Raw genomic sequence first — 20,306 nt, 5'->3', positions numbered from 1 at the left:
TCTCCTCCTTATTTCATCATTGGAATGTTAACGCCTTTTTCTTTCGCAGTTTCCACAGCTAAGTCATATCCTGCATCAACGTGACGAACAACCCCCATACCAGGGTCAGAAGTTAATACGCGCTCAATACGTTTCGCTGCCGCTTCTGTTCCATCTGCGACGATAACCATTCCAGCGTGAAGTGAATAACCCATACCAACGCCACCACCGTGGTGAACAGATACCCAGCTCGCACCGTTTACACTGTTAATTAATGCATTTAAAATTGGCCAGTCTGCTACTGCATCACTACCGTCTTTCATCGCTTCTGTTTCACGGTTTGGAGATGCTACTGATCCGCAATCTAAATGGTCACGGCCGATAACGATCGGTGCTGATAATTCACCATTTGCAACCATTTCATTAATGATGCGACCAAATTTCGCGCGCTCACCGTAACCAAGCCAACAAATACGTGATGGAAGACCTTGGAATTCAACTTGCTGACGTGCCATACGAATCCAGTTACATAAATGCTCATTGTCAGCGAATTCACGTAAAATAACTTCGTCTGTTTTATAAATATCTTCTGGATCACCAGAAAGTGCTACCCAGCGGAATGGTCCTTTACCTTCGCAGAATAATGGGCGGATAAATGCTGGAACGAATCCTGGGAAATCGAATGCATTTTTCAAACCTTCATCGAATGCAACTTGGCGAATGTTATTTCCGTAATCAAATGTAATCGCGCCTTTTTCTTGCATAGCAAGCATTGCTTCCACATGTTTTTTCATACTTTCTTTTGATAATTGTACGTAACGTTCTGGATCTTCTTCACGAAGTTTCGCTGCTTCTTCTAACGTGTAACCTACTGGAATGTAACCGTTTAATGGATCATGAGCAGATGTTTGATCCGTAACTAAATCTGGCGTGATATTACGCTTCACTAGTTCTGGTAAAATCTTCGCTGCATTTCCTAACAATCCGATTGAAATCGGTTCTTTCTTCTCTTTATACTCGTTCGCAATAGTTAATGCTTCTTCTAAAGACTCTGTATACAGATCACAATATCTCTTTTCAATACGACGATCGATGCTGCGCTTATCAACATCAATAGCAATTACAACACCGCCGTTCATCGTTACAGCAAGAGGTTGTGCACCACCCATACCACCTAAACCAGCAGTAAGTGTTACTGTACCTTTTAATGAACCATCGAAATGTTGACGTGCCGCTTCACCAAACGTTTCATATGTTCCTTGTAAAATCCCTTGTGTTCCAATATAAATCCAGCTACCAGCCGTCATTTGGCCGTACATCATAAGACCTTTTTTCTCTAGTTCACGGAAGTGATCCCAGTTCGCCCATTTTGGTACTAAGTTTGAGTTCGCTAAAAGAACGCGAGGTGCATCTTCATGTGATTTAAAAATTGCAACTGGTTTTCCTGATTGAACAAGTAATGTTTCATCGCTTTCTAACGTTTTTAATGAATCTACAATCGCATGGTAGCTTTCCCAGTTACGAGCTGCACGGCCAATTCCGCCATATACAACTAATTCTTCTGGTTTTTCAGCAACTTCAGGATCTAAATTGTTCATTAACATACGAAGTGCAGCTTCTTGAACCCACCCTTTCGTTTGTAGCTCTTTACCTCTTGGCGCGCGAATTGTTTGTTGTACTTTTTCCATTTCAATCTCTCCCTTTTCTCATTTTATAGTGCTGCGTTTACATCTAATCTTTCTTTTATCGAATAATTCGTTTTTAACCAGTGCGTAATATTTTCAATATCCGTTGAGAATATGCGATCATTTGTAATAGAAGGTACTTGTTGACGACCTTGATGGTAGAAGCTCTTCGTCACTGTACTCATGTTTTCAATACCGCGATATTCTGCTGCTTGCATCGCGCAAATCATCTCAATTGAAAGAACACGTCTTACATTTTGAATAATTTGATGTGCATGGCGTGAAGCAATTGTTCCCATACTTACGTGATCTTCTTGGTTAGCTGATGACGGGATTGAATCAACACTCGCTGGATGTGCTAACGTTTTATTTTCAGAAACAAGTGACGCTGCAGCGTATTGCATAATCATTGCACCAGACTGAAGTCCTGGTTCTGGACTTAAAAATGGAGGTAAATCATTTAATTGCGGATTTACTAAACGCTCAATACGACGCTCCGAAATATTTGCAAGTTCCGCCATTCCTACTTTTAAGAAGTCCATCGCAAACGCAATCGGTTGACCATGGAAATTTCCACCCGAAATTACTTTTTCCCCACCATCAAAGATTAGTGGATTGTCCGTTGCTGCATTCATTTCAATTTCTAATTTTTCTTTCACATAATTTAAAACTTGCCAAGAAGCACCGTGTACTTGCGGGATACAACGAAGTGAATATGCATCCTGTACACGTAGTTCCCCTTGTTTTGTTGTTAATTTACTATCATGAAGGATGTCACGAATTCTGCTCGCTACTTCCACTTGCTCTTTATAACCACGCGCTTTATGAACATTTTCATCAAATGCATCAATAATGCCTTGTAATCCCTCAATTGTCATCGAAGCAATGAATTCAGCTTGATAAGCCGTTGCTTCTGCTTCTATATAAGAAAGAACTCCTTGCGCTGTCATCGCTTGTGTACCATTGATTAATGCAAGCCCTTCTTTCGCTTCAAGTTCAATCGGCTCAAGACCTTCTTCTGTAAGAGCAACCATCGCATGAACGCGTTTCCCCTTATAGAACACTTCACCCTCTCCTAATAATACAAGTGCAAGATGAGATAAAGGTGCTAAATCGCCACTCGCTCCAAGTGAACCTTGTTGCGGAACGACTGGGTGAATTTTACGATTTACAAACTCAAGAAGCATATTTACAACAAGCGGTCTAACGCCAGATACGCCTTTAAGCATCGTGTTCGCTCGTAAAATTAACATACCGCGTGATACTTCTTCAGGGAATGGATCGCCTATTCCGCATGCATGTGACTGAATTAAATTGTGTTGAAGTGCCTTTACATCATCTTTTTGAATAAGCACGTCACTGAACTTTCCAAATCCAGTTGTAATACCGTAAACGACTTTTCCGTCCTCTACAATTTTCTCAACTACTTCGCGGCACTCCGCCACCTTTTGCATACTATTTGGACAAGCTGTTACACCTTCTCCTTCAAGTAACAGCCTCTTCATTTCTTCAATTGTCAATGTGTGTCCTGTTAACGTAATCATTCTTTTTCCTCCTTAAAAAGGCAAAAGGGGACCTTATCTTTTTAAGACAGACTTCTGTCCTAAAAAAGTAAGGCCCCCTTCTAACTAATAGACTATGGGCAAATCATATGTGATTAATTCCTAAACCAATCGCCTCATGCTCAGATCCTTTTACAGGTGCACCAATCGTTCCATATAATGCAACAGCAACCCATTCGCCTTCTTTTTTTCCGTCGTATGGTGTACCGCGCACAATCGCAAATCGAAGTCCTACTGTACGAAGAACGTCTGCTAACTGAATTTGACCTCTCGTCACTCCGTACAAAGCTTCCATAATTGCATGATAAAGTGCATGTGTTTCTCTGTAAACGTCTGTTTCAATAACTTGGTTGCTCTTAGCCGCTGTTTCCATTGCTGCTACAACTTTTTGCGAATTCATCGAACCCACTTTCCCTGTACAATACTTCCAACCTTTCGGAATAGATAATACAGGGCTTTCATTCTCATCCGCAAGTGCCAACAGCATGGCCATACGACCAATTCGATGTGTTCCTTGAAGAAGCATGTGACTCTCTCATTTCTTTTAATTATTTGAATATTTCTTAATTTAAGAATATATGAAAACGGTTAAATCGTCAATAGTTTAAACTCACATTCGAACAATTTTTTCATCCCCTCCATTTGTGTACACAAATTATTTACACGAATTTTTCAGGCGTGCTATAGTCTCACTAACAGATGCAAAGGGGCGAGATTTCAATGAAGAAGCGAAAAGATATTCATTTTCGAATTGAAGAAAAATTACTTGAAAGGTTTGAAGCTGCACTCCATTACGAAGGTTTAAGGAAAACCGACGTATTAACACACGCGATTCAGCAATTTTGCACGAAGGTGGAATGTGGAAAAATGAATGATGTAAAACGCCAATATAACGTAAGCAACCATTTACAGACACGTATCGATACGCATAAACATTACGAAGAAAAACAAATGAATTTTGATGAACTCGTCATGGAACACTTACAACTTCAAGGAGAAGAAAAAATATTAGAGGTTGGGTGTGCTAATGGAAATTTTCTTTCCCTTTTACAAACTAACGGTCATAAAGGTCAACTAACCGGTTTTGATCAATCGAAAACGATGCTTTCTGAAGCTGCAATAAAGAATAGCATAATTGAATGGAGACTAGGTGATGCTGGTAAACTTCCTTTTGAAGCTAATTGCTATGACTGGGTCATCGCAAGACATATGTTATATCACATGAAAGATGTCGAAAAAACAGTTCAAGGATTCCATAAAGTAATTCGTCCCGGAGGCTCACTTTTAGCTACAACAAATTCTGACGTTACATTACCTCGTATAGTTGAAATGTGTAACCGCATGTTAGACGCATTTGATTTACCGAAAACAACATCTTCAGTCACTCCATTTTGTTTAGAAAATGGTAAAGAGATATTACAATCTGTTTTTCCAACTGTTGAAGAAGCAGTTATGCATAATGCTCTCGTTTTTCATCATGCTACTCCGATTGTAAACTATATTTCTAGCATGTTTCCATCGCTAAATATACCTGATAATACATATCTTCACGCCGAAATGAAGGAATGGCTAAAAAAAGAAGTAGAAAATGAATTGTCACTTCATAACGGTATATGGCGCGACCCGAAAACGTTAGCCATTTATCGATGTAAAAAAGAAAAAAGCTAGCAAATGCTAGCTTTTACACATTCTCATGTAAAAGTTTCTCCATCATCATATTGCCCTTACCACCGTAAAAATTTATATTATGTTCGTTCGCTACTCCAAAATAAGAGGCAATCGCTATTCCAAATGGTACAAATGCATGCCCCTGTGCTGTAATAATATTTGAGTATCGCACAACTTCTTCATACACAAAATTTTCTACTGGAAAACAATCTAACTTTTGATAATCTATAGTCGCTGTATAAGAAATCCCTTTAAATAAACCTGCTCTTGCTAACGCATACGGTCCAGCACAAATCGCAGCTACTAATTTTTCTTTTTCAGAAAATTGGCGAATGACTGAAAAGAGAATATCTGCGTCTTTCATATGTACTGCGTCTCCCCCTGGAATGATAATCCCCTCATATTCATCTACACGCACTTCACTTAATTCTATATGCGGTTGTACTTGCAAACCTGTTTCACTTATAATCAACTCTTTTGTTAAGCCCGCAGTAATGATTTCATATTTCTTTTTCAGCAATGCTGTTGCTACTGTTATTTCAAACTCCGCAAATGTTGGGTATACGAATAATAATATTTTTTTCATAGTCCTTTCTCCTTTAACCAGCCCATAAAATATGCTTCTAACTCATCCACCGTTAATGTATTCGTGTCCACATAAGTTACAGGAAATTGTTTATACCATTCTTTTTCAGTTTCTACTAATTTAAATTTCTCTTCAAATGTACTTCGGTTTCTTGTCCTATCATTATTTTTTCTATCATATACATTCTTTTTCGTCACATCTAAATAAAAAATCGCATCTGAACGACATTCTCTTAATTTATACAATTCATCTTTCAATTCAGTTTCTATATCCCACTCTTTCCCTATAAGCGTTGGATAAAAAAGTGTATAAAATTCAATATCTTCAGGTCCACGATCAAAAATAATGACTGAATCTTTCACATTTTGAAACTCCTTGGTTTTTGCTTCGATAAACATTTTTTGATTTATAATAAATCCTTCTTTTGAATTCATATCCAAATTTAATTGCTTTCGCTTTTCTACAATTGGATAAGGATTTTCATATATAACTGAAAGTCCACATCGCTCTAACCTTTTAGCCAATGTTGTTTTTCCGCTTGCCATCGGTCCTTGAAGTGAAATTACATATGCCATCCCTCTCATTCCCTTGCGCTTTAGTACATCTATAATATACAGAATTTTGAAAACCATCAACAATATATATATCATCTTGTTTCTTATTCTTATCTAACTTATAATAAAAATTAGAGATTATGACGGACGCATCGATAATGTAAGCTTGGAAATCCAAGCTTACATTATTTTTTGCTTTCCCTTTTCTAATAAAAAGAGTATACTAGTTTAGAACGTATGTTCTTAATTATTACATACAGTAAGGAGATAGAACAATGGTATACGACACAAAAGCAATTTCTTGGAATGAGTCTTTAAAACAACTTCAACGCCGCTATACAAACAAACAAGTTGACCGAAAAGAATTTGAGGATATTGAACTAATGGAATTCTTCCGCGATAACGACTACATTTCTTTACCTACACATATAAGCGGCCTCTCAACAGCACGTTTTACTTCTTACTCTATTTTCACAACTGAAGATAAAGATCGTAAAGTTGGCACATTAATCATTGAATATGTAGAAGATGATAGTAACAATTTATGTGTTGAACAACTATACTTTGTTTAAATGATAACGCTTGGTCAAAATGACCAAGCGTTCTTGCTTTCTATGAATCTCACTGTTTATAATATGAATAAAAGAAAACCGCAATCATTAAGGGGGAATACGCTTGCTCGAAGGATGGTTCAGTTGGTTTATTGTGCTATGGACTGTTATTTTATTAGGACTTATGTCTATCGGTGGATACTTTATGTTCAGAAAATTTTTAAAACGACTACCAAAAGAAGATGGTATGTCTATATTAGATTGGGAAGAGCACTATATTAATAAAACTAGGCATTTATGGGATGACGAACAAAAACAATTATTAGAAGAGCTCGTAAGTCCTGTTCCAGAACTATTTCGCGATGTTGCTAAATCAAAAATTGCCGGAAAAATCGGAGAACTAGCATTACAAGAAAAAGCCTCTCAAATTACACAAGATTTAATTATTAAAGGGTATATTATTGCTACACCAAAGCGCGACCATAAATTTTTAGTGAAAAAACTACAAGAAAAAGAGATTGATTATTCTAACTATAAAACTTTATTAACAAAATCCCTCTAATAAAAAAAGATTGCTAGCTTATAGCAATCTTTTTTTAACTTACAGTTACTGATTTTACGGCTGTTAATCTAGCTTCTGCTAAGTCTATTTGTAATCCGACCGCACTTATATAAATCGTATCACCTGTTCCTGTAATATTCACTTGTGTGGATGTCGTATTTGATGCAATAGAACCTGTTGCATTTACATTTGTAATATCAAATTCAGCTCTTGCATTTGCATTTGTAGTTGTTCCAGAAAAATTTCGATCTGCAAAACTACCAATTGTGTTTAAATTCCCATCAATATCATTTACTTGCCCTCTAAAAAAGTTCCCTGATGGATTATTTGGTCCCGTTAATGTCACAGAATTCAATTGAAAATTATCACCTGTAAAATTCGGATCACCATTCATCGCCATTACAAAAGCCCTTGCTGTCACCGTCCCTGTAGCTGGTGTAAAAAATCCAGAAAGAGTTTGTGGTGTACCTGATAATAAAAAACCTGGAAATAAACTCACATTTCTCATTGGATATGAAGAGTCACGATATACAACAATCAACGACCATCCAGCACCATATCCAACTGGCTGACGTGTAGGTAATCTTGTTACGCTATATCTTCCTGCTGCTCGATTTGGTAACCCTTGTAGTAAAGATGTAACGTCTGCTGCTCGATTATAAACATTAGCTATAAAGGGTAAATTCGTCCCTTCTGATGACCATGCTGAATTAATGGTCACTTGTGTACTAGTTCCATCAGGCGTAACTAAATTTGGAGGATTCGCATCAACAACAGCAGTTGTAACAGCCGTATCCAATCCACCGGACCAAACAAGTAATGCAAAATCTACAACCGCGGTAGCTGGAACAATAGTAGTTAATGGAGTTAATTCAGCCCATGAGCCATCTAATGTCCAATCATTCGTCGTTCCTCCAAATGTATTTGGATCTGTTGATGAAGGAACCCCTCCAAAAGTGGTGTCAGTATTTAATGTTATAAGTGCATTGTAAGCAAAGTTTGTATTAGCAGTACCGCGCATTCCCATCGTATTTCCCGTATGCATCATAAATAAATTATCATTTTTTCCGTAAGCTTGAACGAAGGCCAATAAAACTCACTCCTATTATTATAAAAGGGATTTCCCCGTAATATTTTCAATTCCTTTAACTTACAGTTACCGATTTTGTAGCAGATAGACGAGCCTCTCCTAACTCTATTTGTAAACCTACAGCACCAGCATAAAGATAATCAAATGTATTTGGGATATTAACTGTCGTAGAAGTTGACCCAGCTGTTAATACACCATTAGCAGGAACATTCGTCACATCAAATTCAGCGCGCCGATTGTTTGCCGCAGTTCCAATGGGCATATTTCGGTCTGCAAAGCTACCAATTGTATTTAAATTCCCTACATAATTATTGACTTGCGAAGCGAAAAAATTAGGATTGGCATTATTAGGACCCACAAGCGCTGTACCATTTAACACAAATGTATCTGCTGTTGCATCTGTATCACCATTTAACGCCATTGTAAATACACGAGCGTTAACCGGTGCTGTAGCGGGCGTGATAAAATTTGAAATCGTTGCTGTCTCACCCAATGTAGAAATAAGTAATCCACTATATAAACTAACGTTTCTTATTGGATAGGAATTATCACGATATACAACAACTAATGCCCAGCCCACCCCTGTTCCTTGCGCTGGCGGGTTTGCTGTCGGAACTCTTTCAACAAAATAATCTCCTGTCGCTCGATTTGGAAGTCCTTGTAGAATGCTTGTTACATTTGCTGCACGTGTATAAAGGGTACCTTGAAATGTTCCACTTGACCTAGTCTCCCCCCAAGATGGAACACTTGTAATTGTATGTTGTACGCCATCCGGTGTTTGAAAAGTAGGAATGTTACTATTAACCACCGCCTCGGTCACAGCAGCACTCAATGTTCCTTGCCAAACTAACATCGCAAAATCTATAGTTGCTGTTGCTGGTACGTCTGTTAGTGAAGGATTTAGCCTTGCCCAAGAGCCATTTAATGTCCAATCGTCCGTCGTTCCTGCAAAAGTTAATGGATCCGTTGAAGACGGAACCCCCGCAAAAGTTAACCCAGTATTTCTTGTAATTAATGCGTTGTATTGATAAGCTGTCGCTGTTGTAATACCACGCATCCCCACTGTATTTCCTGTATGCACCATTAATAAAGAATCCGTTTTTGTATATGTTTGTACAAAGGCCAACAACCTCACTTCCTTTCTATTAAAAGTAATATTTTCTCGCTATTTCATTTAATGCAAGCAAAACGAAAAAGTTCCATTTATATACATACGAGCTAATTTAGGCAAAAAAAAAGTCGTTGCCTATTCCTATTCATTTATATTTGAATAGGATGCAATGACGAGCACATTTTTCATGTTTTTTTACAAATAGAACCCGTTTTAAATTTTGAATCGATGCTATTTGTAAATTTCTAACTATTGATCGGATTTAAATTTATTTAGAAAGGACGAATCTAATGGCAATAGCAACAATAGGAAGTCGTTTAACCTATACAATCGTTGTCCAAAATACTGGTACACTTCCTGCCCAAAACGTTACATTTACAGACCCTATTCCAGCTGGCACCACTTTCGTTCCAAACAGTGTAACTGTTAATGGCACTCCAACAGCTGGCAATCCCTCAACTGGTATTCCTATCAATAATATTCCGGCTGGTGGATCTGTTACAATTACTTTTCAAGTAGATGTAACTAGTATTCCTACACCACCTGTCGCTAGTAACATAGCATCATTTGGATATGAATTTCAACCTGCACCTAACGCACCCACTATCACACGTACAACAACCAGCAATATAGTTGATACAGATATTTTCACAGCTAATGTCGCATTAACAAAAGCAGTAGATAAAACAATTGCTACCGTCGGTGATACGATTACGTATACAATTACCGCTACAAATCAAGCTCCATTAGCTGCTAATAATGTTATCATTACAGATACACCTCCTGCTGGCACATCTTTCGTACCAGATAGCGTTACAGTTAATGGTACTTCCACTACAGATAATCCTGCTACCGGTATAAATGTAGGAACGATTGCTGCAAACGGGAATGCTACAATTACGTTTCAAGTTCGAGTTAATACCCTACCTACACCAAACCCTATTCCAAATAGTGCCACTTCAAGTTTTCAATATAATCCACCAAACCAACCACCAATTAACAGAAACTCTACAAGTAATATAGTTGAAACACAAATCAATGCTACTATCATTAACCCGACTAAAAATGCAAACCAACAAATTGTGAATATTGGTGACATCATTACGTATACGATTACTGTTCCAAATAACGGTAACATTTCAGCAACGAATGTTTCTATCACTGATCCTATCCCTACTGGCACTACTTTCATTCCAAACAGTGTTACAGTGAATGGAACGACACAATCCGGCGTAACACCAACAAATATTCCTTTAGGTACGATTCCTGCTGGTCAAACTACAACTGTCACATTTCAAGTTCAAGTCACTTCTCTTCCAGCTAACGGAACGATTACTAACGAAGCAAATATAACATTTACGTCGCAACCGAACCCTACTGAACCTCCAACGACAACTACGACAACACCACCTCCAACAACTACTTCTGTACGAACTGCAATTGTAAATCCAACAAAAACTGCTAGTCCACAAATTGCTGATATTGGTGATATTATTACGTATACAATTACTATACCAAATACAGGAAATATCGCTGCGACGAACGTTATTGTAACTGATCCTATTCCAAATGGCACTACATTTATTCCGAATAGCGTTACAATTAACGGCGCTTCACAAACTGGTGTAAATCCTGCTGGTGGTATACAAATCGGAACAATTGCTGCTAGTACAACCGCTACAGTTACATTCCAAGTTCAAGTTACTTCTCTCCCAGAGAATGGCTTAATTCGAAATATTGGAACCACAACATTTACGTATGAACCAGATCCAACAAAACCACCTATTACAACAACAAATCCTACACCACCCACCACTACTCCTGTTAACACTGCTATTACAAATCCTGTTAAAACGGCAGATAAAACTGCTGTTGATATTGGTGATATTATTACGTATACGATTACTTTTACCAATGATGGTACGATACCTGCTACGAATGTAGTTTTTAATGATACAATTCCTGCTGGTACAGCATTCATTCCGAACAGTGTAGTCTTAAATAATGCTCCCGTTCCAAATTCAAATCCAGCACTAGGAATTCCAATTGGAACAATTAATCCCGGTGAAACGAAAACACTCTCATTTCAAGTTCTTGTTACACAAATTCCCCCTAGCGGCGTTATTACAAACGAAGCTTCAACGACATATACGTATCAGCCAGACCCAACAAAACCGCCTGTTACAACAACCGAACCGACAGCACCTACTACAGTCGCTGTTAATACCGCTACGGTTAACCCTACAAAATCTGCTAATCGTAATTTCGTTGATATTGGTGATGTTATTACGTATACAATTAGTTTACAAAATAACGGCACTGTTCCCTCTACGAATATTTTACTAACAGATCCAATCCCAAACGGTACAACTTTTATTCCAAATAGTGTCACGATTGATGGTGTCTCACAACCTAACAGTAATCCTGAAAACGGTATACCAATCGGCACTTTAAATCCAAATCAAGCAAAAACAATTACATTCCAGGTTCAAGTTACAAGTGTGCCACCTAATGGCCTTATAGAAAACCAGGGCAGTGTATCATTTAATCATATTGTAAACCCAAATGAACCCCCTGTTACAAAAACTACCCCTACTCCTAAAACGGAAACACAAGTTGGGACCGTTGTTACAGCACCTACAAAATCTGCAGATAAACAAGTTGCTGATATAGGTGATACGATTACCTATACGGTCACATTCACAAATAATGGGACAGTTCCAGCTACAAATGTTGTCGTTACAGACCCTACACCTAACGGGACTATTTTCGTTCCCAATAGTGTTACGATTGATGGCGTTTCAAATCCTGGTTCCGATCCAGCACTCGGACTACAACTCGGCACTATTTCTGTCGGAGAAACAAAAACAATCACCTACCAAGTTGTCGTTACAAATTTACCACCTGATGGAATAATTAGAAACCAAGCGTCCTTCACTTATCAATATCAACCGAATCCAAGTGAGCCCCCCGTTACAACAACTACCACCACTCCAAGTGTGAGCATCCCAATTAACAATCCAAATCCGACGACTACAAAATCTGCAGATCGACAAATTGCTGATTTAGGAGATACGATTACTTTTACCGTAACATTTCAAAATAGGGGGACCGTGCCCGCTACAAATGTTATTGTGAAAGATATACTTCCATCTGGTGTTTCATTCGTTCCTGGTAGCGTTGTCGTGAATGGAACATCCCAGCTTGGAGAAAATCCCGAAATTGGTATTCCAGTCGGCACTGTAAATCCTGGTCAAAGTATTACAGTTACATTCCAAGGTGTAGTAAATAGCATCCCGCCCGGGGGAGTCATTAGAAACCAAGCAAATATAACATTCACATATGAGCCAAATCCGAATGAACCTCCTGTTACAACAACTATTACAACTCCTGAAACAGAAACGGCAGTTAATACAGCAACACTACATCCACAAAAAACAGCTGATCGTTCCTTCGTTGCATTAAATGATATCATTACCTATACACTCTCATTTCAAAACACCGGTACTGTCCCTGCTACGAATATAACCGTGATTGATTCTATCCCTGCTGGTACTGTATTTGTTTCAGATAGTGTTACGATTAATGGTATTCCTCAACCAGGAACCAATCCAGCATCAGGAATTTCACTTGGAACTTTAGCGCCGTCCGAACGAGCGACGATTACTTTCCAAGTACGAGTAGTAAACATCCCTGCTAGCGGCGAAATACGCAATCAAGGAAGTGTCACATTTAATTATCAACCGGATCCAAATTTACCTCCCGTCACAAAAACAGAAACGACTCCTGAAACTACGACTCCTATTCAAACTGTAGTCATAAGTCCAACAAAAACTGCAAACCTTACGTTTGCAGAAATTGGTGATATCGTAACTTATACTGTCACATTTACAAACCAAGGAACCATCCCTGCTACAGGTGTAACAATTACAGATTCTTTGCCACCTGGTACAACTTTTGTTACGAATAGCGTTACAGTAAATAATATTCCTCAACCTGGCGTAAGCCCAATCACAGGTATTCCCGTCGGTACTGTTAACCCTGGCGAAACTGTCACGGTTACGTTCCAAGTACAAATAAATGCTATTCCACCTAACGGAAAAATAGAAAATATGGCAGTTGTAACCTATATTTCTCAACCTAACCCAAGTGAACCACCTATTACAACGACAGAAACGACTCCTACTGTTACTTTACCGGTTCGTACCGCTAACCCGAATCCGCAAAAAACAGTAGACCGTGAGTTTGCAAGTATTGGCGATACACTCACTTATACAATCACCCTTCAAAATTCTGGTAATATACCTGCAACTGATGTCATTATTACAGATTCTATCCCTACTGGAACTACATTTATTCCTGGAAGCATTACGATTAACGGTATTTTACAACCTGACTTGACCCCTGAAACAGGAATCCCAGTTGGCACATTAAATCCTAGACAAATAGTGACTGTTACTTTAGAAGTACAAGTAACTGCTCTACCACCAAATGGTATTATCTCAAATGAAGCAAATGTCACTTACACATCTCAACCAGACCCTACCCTTCCGCCTATTACAACAACCACACCTACTCCAATCGCAGAAACAATTGTACAAAATGCAGAGTTAGAGTCAACTAAAACAGTAGATTTATCAGTTGCTAACATTGGAGATGTACTCACGTATACAATCACTCTTGAAAACATCGGAAATATTCCTATGACAAATGTATCTGTCATTGATCCACCACCAGTAGGTACACAATTTATTATAGATTCCGTTACAGTAAATGGTATTTCACAACCAGGTATTGATCCAAGTGTCGGAATACCTATCGGTACTATACAACCGAATCAAATAGTAAACATCACATTCCAAGTAACGATTACAAATATACCGCCTAACGGGGTTGTTACAAATGTTGGTTCAGTCAACTTTACATCTCAGCCTAATCCAAATGAACCTCCTATTACAGAAACAGAGACAACACCACCAGTTAATACTGAAATCATTAATAGTATTATTAATCCATCGAAAACAGCTGATCGAAACAACGTTGATATAGGTGATATTATTACGTACACCGTTACCTTCCAAAACTTACAAACTGTACAACTGACAGACATCGTTTTTACAGACCCCATCCCAATAGGAACTACTTTCATTCCAAATAGCGTTACAATTAATGGTATACCAACTAGTAATGTTGACCCAGCTCTTGGCATCCCTCTGGGCACATTAAACCCTAGTCAATCAGTTGTTTTAACATTCCAAGTTCGCGTTGTTTCCATACCACCTAACGGAATTATTGTAAATGAAGCTACTATCACCTACACATTCCAACCTAATCCTGGAGAACCACCAGTAACAGTAACTACTCCAACGCCCCCTACTACTACAAATGTCAACACAGCGACAACGAATCCTACAAAATCCGCTGATAAAGTATTTGCGTTATTAGGTGACACAATCACTTATACAATCTCCTTACAAAATACAGGAACTGTCCCTGCCACGAATGTACTTGTAACCGATCCTATTCCAGCTGGTACTACTTTCATTCCAAATAGTGTAATGATTAATGACGTGCCACAACCAGGTACCGTCCCTAGTTCTGGAATTCTTATCGGTACATTAGAACCTAACACCTCGGCCGTCGTAACTTTCCAAGTACAAGTAACATCGATACCGCCGACAGGTTTTATTGAAAATGAGGGCACCGTTTCATTCCAATATCAGCCAGATCCAAACTTACCACCTGTATCTATTACTACACCTACACCTGCTACAAAAACTCGAGTAAGTGAAGTTACCATTAACCCTAACAAGCAAGCAAACCCTCAAATAATCAATCTCGGTGATACTATCACATATACAATCACATTCCAAAATGTAGGAAATATTAATGCGACAGATGTCATTATGACAGACCCTACTCCAGCTGGAACCAATTTCGTACCGAATAGTGTTTCTGTAAATGGTGTTTCTTTACCTGGTGTAAATCCAAGTAGTGGTGTAAATGTCGGAACAGTAGCTCCAGGACAAATTATTACATTAATTTATCAAGTTACTGTAACAACATTGCCACCAGACGGCATTATTACAAATACAGCAACTGTCACTTACACATTCCAGCCAAACCCTAGCGAACCCCCTATTACCATTACAGATCCTACTCCAACTGTTGAAGTATCCGTTATTACACCTACACCTAACCCGAATAAACTAGCAGACAAACAAATTGTAGATATAAATGAAATCATAACGTATACCGTAACCTTCCAAAATCGCGGATCAGTCCCTGCAACTTCCGTCATCATTACCGATCCGTTAGCGAATGGGTTAACATTTGTTCCTGGTAGCGTTGTAATAAATGGCCTTCCAGACCTTGGAGCAAATCCTGTAGCGGGTATACCTGTAGGTACAGTCAATCCGAACGACACAATTACTGTTCAATTCCAAGCGAGAGTAACAAGCGTACCACCTGGTGGTATCATTCGAAATCAAGCAACTGTTACTTTCACATATGAACCAGTTCCTGGTGAACCTCCTATTACCATTACAGACCCTACTCCAATTAACACAACGGATGTAAATACAGCTATATTAAATCCGCAAAAAACAGCTACGCCGGAAACAGTTACACTAGGTGATATCATTACGTATACGATTTCACTCCAAAATACAGGTACCATTCCTGCTAATAATATTGTTGTAACTGATACAATTCCTGTCGGTACTTCTTTCATTCAAGATAGTGTTACCATAAACAATGTGCCGCAACCAACCGCAAATCCATCCACAGGCATCCCGATTTCAACACTTGCTCCTTCTGAATCCGCAACGATTTCTTTCCGTGTCCTTGTTACTTCAATTCCACCAAGCGGAGAAATTCAAAACCAAGGTAACGTTTCCTTCCAATACCAACCTGATCCTACTAAGCCACCTGTATCCGTTACTACGCCTACACCTACTACAATTACCCCTGTAAACGTTGGCACTATTAATCCGATAAAAACCGCTGATAAATCCATCGTGTCAGTAGGTGATACGATTACATTTACTATCACATTCCAAAATGAAGGTACGATTCCTGTCACTAATATCTCTGTTACAGACTCACTTCCTGCCGGCACGTCATTCATTCCAAATAGTGTCACAATTAATAACATTCCCGTTCCAAACGCAAATCCATCCACAGGAATTCCAGTCGGAACTCTTAATCCAGCAGAATCAGTAACTATTTCATTCCAAGTACAGGTTATTACACTTCCAGCTAATAGAATGATTACAAATATCGCATCTATTACGTATACTTCTCAACCTGATCCTACTAGACCACCTGTCACAACAACGACAACAACACCACCAATTACGATAGAAGTAAACCCTAATGAGCCAAACACATTTATTAAGGCAGCGAATGTAAATAGCGTGGAGCTTGGTGACTTCATCACATATACACTTACCTTTACTAATAATGGCGCTATTCCTGCTAATAATGTACTCATTACCGATCCACTGCCTCCCGAAGTTACTTTCTATCCAAATTCAGTAACAGTAAACGGCGTTTCACGTCCTGGAAGTAATCCGACTATTGGTATTCTTATTGAAACTGTTAATCCAGGTGAATCCGTTGTTGTCCGTTTTATTGTTCAAGTAACAGCAGAGCCAAGAAATGGTCTCATTCGAAATACCGCTCGCATTCGCTATACACTAAGACCTGACCCTACTAAACCACCTATCCCTGTCGATGAGACTACAGAACCAAATATTATTCCGTTTATCGGTCCTTTCGTATCACCAAATTTAAATTGTTTCTTTAATGGGGAACGTTTTATACGACGCGGCTGGGACAGAAGATGTTAACAATATAAATAAAAAGACAGCGTCAAAAAACGCTGTCTTTTTATTTTATACATATACAGTTTTTAAGTTAATTTCATATCTTTTTCATTATAAAAACCATCTTCTTTTTCCATTTCCTTTTGTAATTTCGTAAAGGAACGGTACATAGCAATTCTCCATGACACAATCATAGCGAACGCCAGTAAGAAGAACATGCCACTAAGTTGTCCTAAATCAAGGGATTGACTTAAGTATGTTTTAAATACAATCCGTACGACAAGTAATCCAATTAATATAAAAACAAATGCTTTTGAACGCTTCAAATAAATCTCTTGTCCTCTAATTTCAAATTTAGATGTTTTAATAAGAAAAATAGAGAAAAACAAACCGACGCCAATTGCTTCTAATATTTCTGCTGGAGTTAGTCGAAATTCTGGAAAAACAAACATCAATGCTCCCGTACTCATAAAAAATGGTGGAAGTATAATTTTTTTCAATGTTGCGGGTTTCTTAGCTGCTTTTAAACGAATAAACATCGCACCGACAGCCATACAAACAGCAACGATACTGGATAAAACAACTATGTTCATATTTTCTCATCCTTTTTTGTGGCTATATGCAAAATATACTTTCATTATATGCTTTTCCGTTAGTATTTCCAACATTTTCACAGAATAATACTAAAAACCGGTAAAACCACCAAATAAACTTGAGAAATATACGATAATTTTCGTCATCCAGTTAAAGTATAGGAAGATACCCATGACAATCATAACGTATCCCCCGATTTTCATGAATTTCATACTATTTCTTTTAATCCAAGACATTTTTGTAATAAAGAATGATAGCACGAAAAATGGGATAGCAAATCCAAGTATGTATGCAATCATATAAATCATTGCTGATTCTGGGTTCGTTGCTGCTAATCCAATGACAGATACTAAAATAGGTCCTGTACAAGGTGTCCACCCTGCAGCAAATGCCAATCCAATTAAAACGGATCCAAAATATCCGCTCGGGCGATTTTTAAACGTAAATTTACGGTCTTGCATTAAGAATTTCGGTTTAAACACACCGACAATAATAAGACCGAACGCGATGATAAATATACCACCTAACTGTCTAATTAAATCTTTATAATCTGTAAAGATACCTCCGATAAAGCTTGTACCAAATCCAATTGCAATAAATATAATTGAAAATCCAAGTAAGAAAAACGCTGTATGTATCATACTTCTCTTGCGAAGCATTGCATTTTCTTCTTTCAACTCAGAAACCGACATACCTGTTATGTACGATAAAAATGCCGGATAAAGCGGTAAGCAACATGGGGAAATAAATGATAAAAAACCAGCGCCAAACGCTAAAAAAATACTAATATCTTGCATTGTTCCACTCCTCTCCTTACATATTGTAGCAAAAACATATAAAAATACTGTGAACAATTCGTGAAATCACTTTTCCAACGTAATAATAAGAGAAACTACTCTTTCACAAAGTTTCTAAAAAAACGTTTTCATTTCCTTCTATTATATAGAAAAATCTCAATTGAACTACGAAACCTCTCTAATTGTTATTAACATAACAAAGGTAACATAGTTTCTCAAATGATTAGCACGTTACAAGTACGTCTACATACATATTAATTAAAAAATATTTTTTCAAATGCTATCTTTATACAATACAAAGCTGATTTTATAATACTTTTATTATTATTAATTTCAAGATTATGCATAAATATCATACTTTTATTATTATTCTATAAAATGTCACACTTTTCTTTTATTTGACCCTTTATTTTTAATTTTGTATACTTCCCTCTAGTTATATATGTCCGTTAGGAACAATTTCATATAGATGGGAGGAATTTTTCATGCTTCGTTATTCTCTTTTAGTTTTATTAGGAGCGTGTAGTTATGGGATTTTAGCCATTTTCGTTAAACTTGCATATGCAGAAGGATTTTCACTTGGAGAGGTAATTGGCAGCCAATATTTGTTCGGTTGGATTATTTTGCTTGCTATTACACTTCTATTTTCTAGACATCGTGTTCCATTAAAACAAGCGTTAATTTTATTCGTTGCAGGTACATCTGCAAGTTTCACTGGAATTTTTTATTATGCTTCATTAAAAACTGTACCAGCCTCTATTGCAATTATACTTTTATTCCAATTCGTTTGGGTCGGAATTATTATTGAAGCAGTCGCAACAAAAACATTACCTTCAAGAGAAAAGGTAATTTCCGTTATTTTTTTACTTGCAGGTACATTTTTATCAAGTGGTTTACTAGAAAAATCAGCAGGTGATTTCGATATGACCGGAATCATACTAGGTTTATTATCTGCTGTTACATTCGCAACATACATTTTCGTAAGCGGAAAAGTTGCTGTTGAAGTACCTTCATTACCGCGCGGTGTTCTCTTAATGACTGGCGCTTTAACTTTAGTAATGATTGTATTCCCGCCAACATTTATTTTTAACGGTGCAATTTCTGAAGGACTTTGGAAATACGGTTTAGGTTTAGGAACATTTAGTATCGTTATTCCTTCTATTGCCTTTACAATTGGTATTCCAAAGATCGGTTCTGGCTTAGCAACTATTCTTGGTGCAGCAGAACTACCGGTTACAACAATTATGTCTGTATTCGTCTTAAAAGAAGCTGTGCTATCTTCACAATGGTTCGGTGTATCACTTATTTTAATCGGTATTGCAATCCCGCAAATTGCCTATGCAATGCGTGGACGTTATCGTAAACATCATACACAAAAAAATTTGGCAGCTTGAACTACCCCCACTTAACACTCTAACGAGCTGTTTGAAGTGGGGGATTCCTACGAAAACTAAGGTATCCCTCAGTTTTATGAGTAGGCAATCCTCGTAATCCCTACGGTTAGGAGCCTTATGGCCTCTTTTCTCAGATTTTCCGCTGCATTCACATCTCTATCATGATACATACCACAAGAAGGACACTTCCATTCACGCAGGTTCAGGCTTTTCACATCTTTATTTTTGTAGTCGCAATGCGAACATGTTTGGGAACTAGCGAATGTTTTCGACACCACAATCACTTGTTTCCCATACCAGCATGCCTTATACAACAACATCGCTTTGAATTGTGACCATGATAC

General features: G+C 37.9%; 15 protein-coding genes. 5 read left to right on the top strand and 10 right to left on the bottom strand.

Annotation, left to right across the window (positions count from 1 at the left end; genetic code table 11):
- Positions 1-8 precede the first annotated feature (8 nt).
- The 3 genes from hutU to hutP form a co-directional block, all read right to left on the bottom strand.
- The gene (gene hutU / locus FOT98_RS07915) at positions 9-1,667 is read right to left on the bottom strand and encodes a urocanate hydratase (protein WP_063262440.1); all 1,659 of its coding nucleotides are present in this window, start codon (positions 1,665-1,667) and stop codon (positions 9-11) included.
- A gap of 23 nt (positions 1,668-1,690) precedes the next feature.
- A complete protein-coding gene (gene hutH / locus FOT98_RS07910; RefSeq protein WP_063262439.1) occupies positions 1,691-3,208 on the bottom strand; it encodes a histidine ammonia-lyase in 1,518 nt (505 codons plus the stop codon).
- 103 nt (positions 3,209-3,311) lie between these two features.
- Positions 3,312-3,752, bottom strand: coding sequence for a histidine utilization transcription antiterminator HutP (hutP, locus tag FOT98_RS07905; RefSeq protein WP_000926516.1), 441 nt, complete (start codon positions 3,750-3,752; stop codon positions 3,312-3,314).
- 194 nt (positions 3,753-3,946) lie between these two features.
- On the opposite strand from hutP, the gene FOT98_RS07900 reads away from it, so the two are divergent.
- Positions 3,947-4,894: a class I SAM-dependent methyltransferase gene (locus tag FOT98_RS07900; protein ID WP_063262438.1), complete on the top strand. Its 948-nt coding sequence runs from the start codon at positions 3,947-3,949 to the stop codon at positions 4,892-4,894.
- A 13-nt stretch (positions 4,895-4,907) separates the two neighbouring features.
- Here the strand turns inward: FOT98_RS07900 and FOT98_RS07895 are convergent, their stop codons facing one another.
- Both FOT98_RS07895 and FOT98_RS07890 read right to left on the bottom strand, forming a co-directional pair.
- On the bottom strand, positions 4,908-5,480 hold the full coding sequence (locus FOT98_RS07895) for a DJ-1/PfpI family protein (RefSeq protein ID WP_063262437.1): 573 nt from the start codon (positions 5,478-5,480) through the stop codon (positions 4,908-4,910).
- Positions 5,477-6,064, bottom strand: a complete 588-nt coding sequence (locus FOT98_RS07890; protein ID WP_144290989.1) for an AAA family ATPase — start codon at positions 6,062-6,064, stop codon at positions 5,477-5,479. Before FOT98_RS07890 ends, FOT98_RS07895 begins: the two co-directional genes overlap by 4 nt.
- Positions 6,065-6,309: 245 nt before the next feature.
- On the opposite strand from FOT98_RS07890, the gene FOT98_RS07880 reads away from it, so the two are divergent.
- Entirely contained in the window at positions 6,310-6,606 is a 297-nt protein-coding gene (locus FOT98_RS07880; RefSeq protein WP_063262435.1) for a hypothetical protein, read from the top strand.
- Positions 6,607-6,709: 103 nt separating this feature from the next.
- Positions 6,710-7,147 carry a DUF2621 domain-containing protein gene (locus FOT98_RS07875; protein WP_063262434.1) on the top strand — a complete coding sequence of 146 codons (438 nt, stop codon included), beginning with the start codon at positions 6,710-6,712 and terminating at the stop codon, positions 7,145-7,147.
- A 34-nt stretch (positions 7,148-7,181) separates the two neighbouring features.
- Here FOT98_RS07875 and FOT98_RS07870 read toward each other — a convergent pair whose 3' ends face one another.
- Both FOT98_RS07870 and FOT98_RS07865 read right to left on the bottom strand, forming a co-directional pair.
- Entirely contained in the window at positions 7,182-8,237 is a 1,056-nt protein-coding gene (locus tag FOT98_RS07870) for a hypothetical protein (protein ID WP_063262433.1), read from the bottom strand.
- Positions 8,238-8,292: 55 nt separating this feature from the next.
- Complete coding sequence (locus FOT98_RS07865; RefSeq protein WP_063262432.1) at positions 8,293-9,363, bottom strand: hypothetical protein; 1,071 nt, start codon at positions 9,361-9,363, stop codon at positions 8,293-8,295.
- Between the two features lie 275 nt (positions 9,364-9,638).
- Here FOT98_RS07865 and FOT98_RS07860 point away from each other — a divergent pair, with 275 nt between their 5' ends.
- Entirely contained in the window at positions 9,639-17,201 is a 7,563-nt protein-coding gene (locus FOT98_RS07860) for a DUF11 domain-containing protein (protein WP_063262431.1), read from the top strand.
- Positions 17,202-17,263: 62 nt separating this feature from the next.
- Here FOT98_RS07860 and FOT98_RS07855 read toward each other — a convergent pair whose 3' ends face one another.
- A complete protein-coding gene (locus FOT98_RS07855) occupies positions 17,264-17,770 on the bottom strand; it encodes a CcdC family protein (protein ID WP_001028635.1) in 507 nt (168 codons plus the stop codon).
- Between the two features lie 90 nt (positions 17,771-17,860).
- Complete coding sequence (gene ccdA / locus FOT98_RS07850) at positions 17,861-18,568, bottom strand: cytochrome c-type biogenesis protein CcdA (RefSeq protein ID WP_063262430.1); 708 nt, start codon at positions 18,566-18,568, stop codon at positions 17,861-17,863.
- A gap of 485 nt (positions 18,569-19,053) precedes the next feature.
- Between ccdA and FOT98_RS07840 the strand changes: the two genes are divergently transcribed.
- A complete protein-coding gene (locus FOT98_RS07840) occupies positions 19,054-19,962 on the top strand; it encodes an EamA family transporter (protein ID WP_063262429.1) in 909 nt (302 codons plus the stop codon).
- A gap of 74 nt (positions 19,963-20,036) precedes the next feature.
- On the opposite strand, the gene FOT98_RS07830 is transcribed toward FOT98_RS07840, so the two are convergent.
- A partial coding sequence (locus FOT98_RS07830; protein ID WP_144290988.1) for a zinc ribbon domain-containing protein occupies positions 20,037-20,306 on the bottom strand: 270 nt, incomplete at its 5' end.

Origin of the sequence: Bacillus sp. HY001 (assembly GCF_007558965.1) — a bacterium.
GTDB lineage: Bacteria > Bacillota > Bacilli > Bacillales > Bacillaceae_G > Bacillus_A > Bacillus_A mobilis.
Note: the sequence above shows the minus strand (reverse complement) of the source record. Positions and strands in the feature narration are given on the sequence as shown.

Bases quoted from the DNA above. Each gene is read 5' to 3' on its own strand.
- FOT98_RS07840 (WP_063262429.1), top strand. From the start codon at position 19,054: ATGCTTCGTTATTCTCTTTTAGTTTTATTAGGAGCGTGTAGTTATGGG.
- hutP (WP_000926516.1), bottom strand. From the start codon at position 3,752: ATGCTTCTTCAAGGAACACATCGAATTGGTCGTATGGCCATGCTGTTG.
- hutH (WP_063262439.1), bottom strand. From the start codon at position 3,208: ATGATTACGTTAACAGGACACACATTGACAATTGAAGAAATGAAGAGG.
- ccdA (WP_063262430.1), bottom strand. From the start codon at position 18,568: ATGCAAGATATTAGTATTTTTTTAGCGTTTGGCGCTGGTTTTTTATCA.
- FOT98_RS07855 (WP_001028635.1), bottom strand. From the start codon at position 17,770: ATGAACATAGTTGTTTTATCCAGTATCGTTGCTGTTTGTATGGCTGTC.
- FOT98_RS07895 (WP_063262437.1), bottom strand. From the start codon at position 5,480: ATGAAAAAAATATTATTATTCGTATACCCAACATTTGCGGAGTTTGAA.
- FOT98_RS07860 (WP_063262431.1), top strand. From the start codon at position 9,639: ATGGCAATAGCAACAATAGGAAGTCGTTTAACCTATACAATCGTTGTC.
- hutU (WP_063262440.1), bottom strand. From the start codon at position 1,667: ATGGAAAAAGTACAACAAACAATTCGCGCGCCAAGAGGTAAAGAGCTA.
- FOT98_RS07900 (WP_063262438.1), top strand. From the start codon at position 3,947: ATGAAGAAGCGAAAAGATATTCATTTTCGAATTGAAGAAAAATTACTT.
- FOT98_RS07880 (WP_063262435.1), top strand. From the start codon at position 6,310: ATGGTATACGACACAAAAGCAATTTCTTGGAATGAGTCTTTAAAACAA.
- FOT98_RS07890 (WP_144290989.1), bottom strand. From the start codon at position 6,064: ATGAGAGGGATGGCATATGTAATTTCACTTCAAGGACCGATGGCAAGC.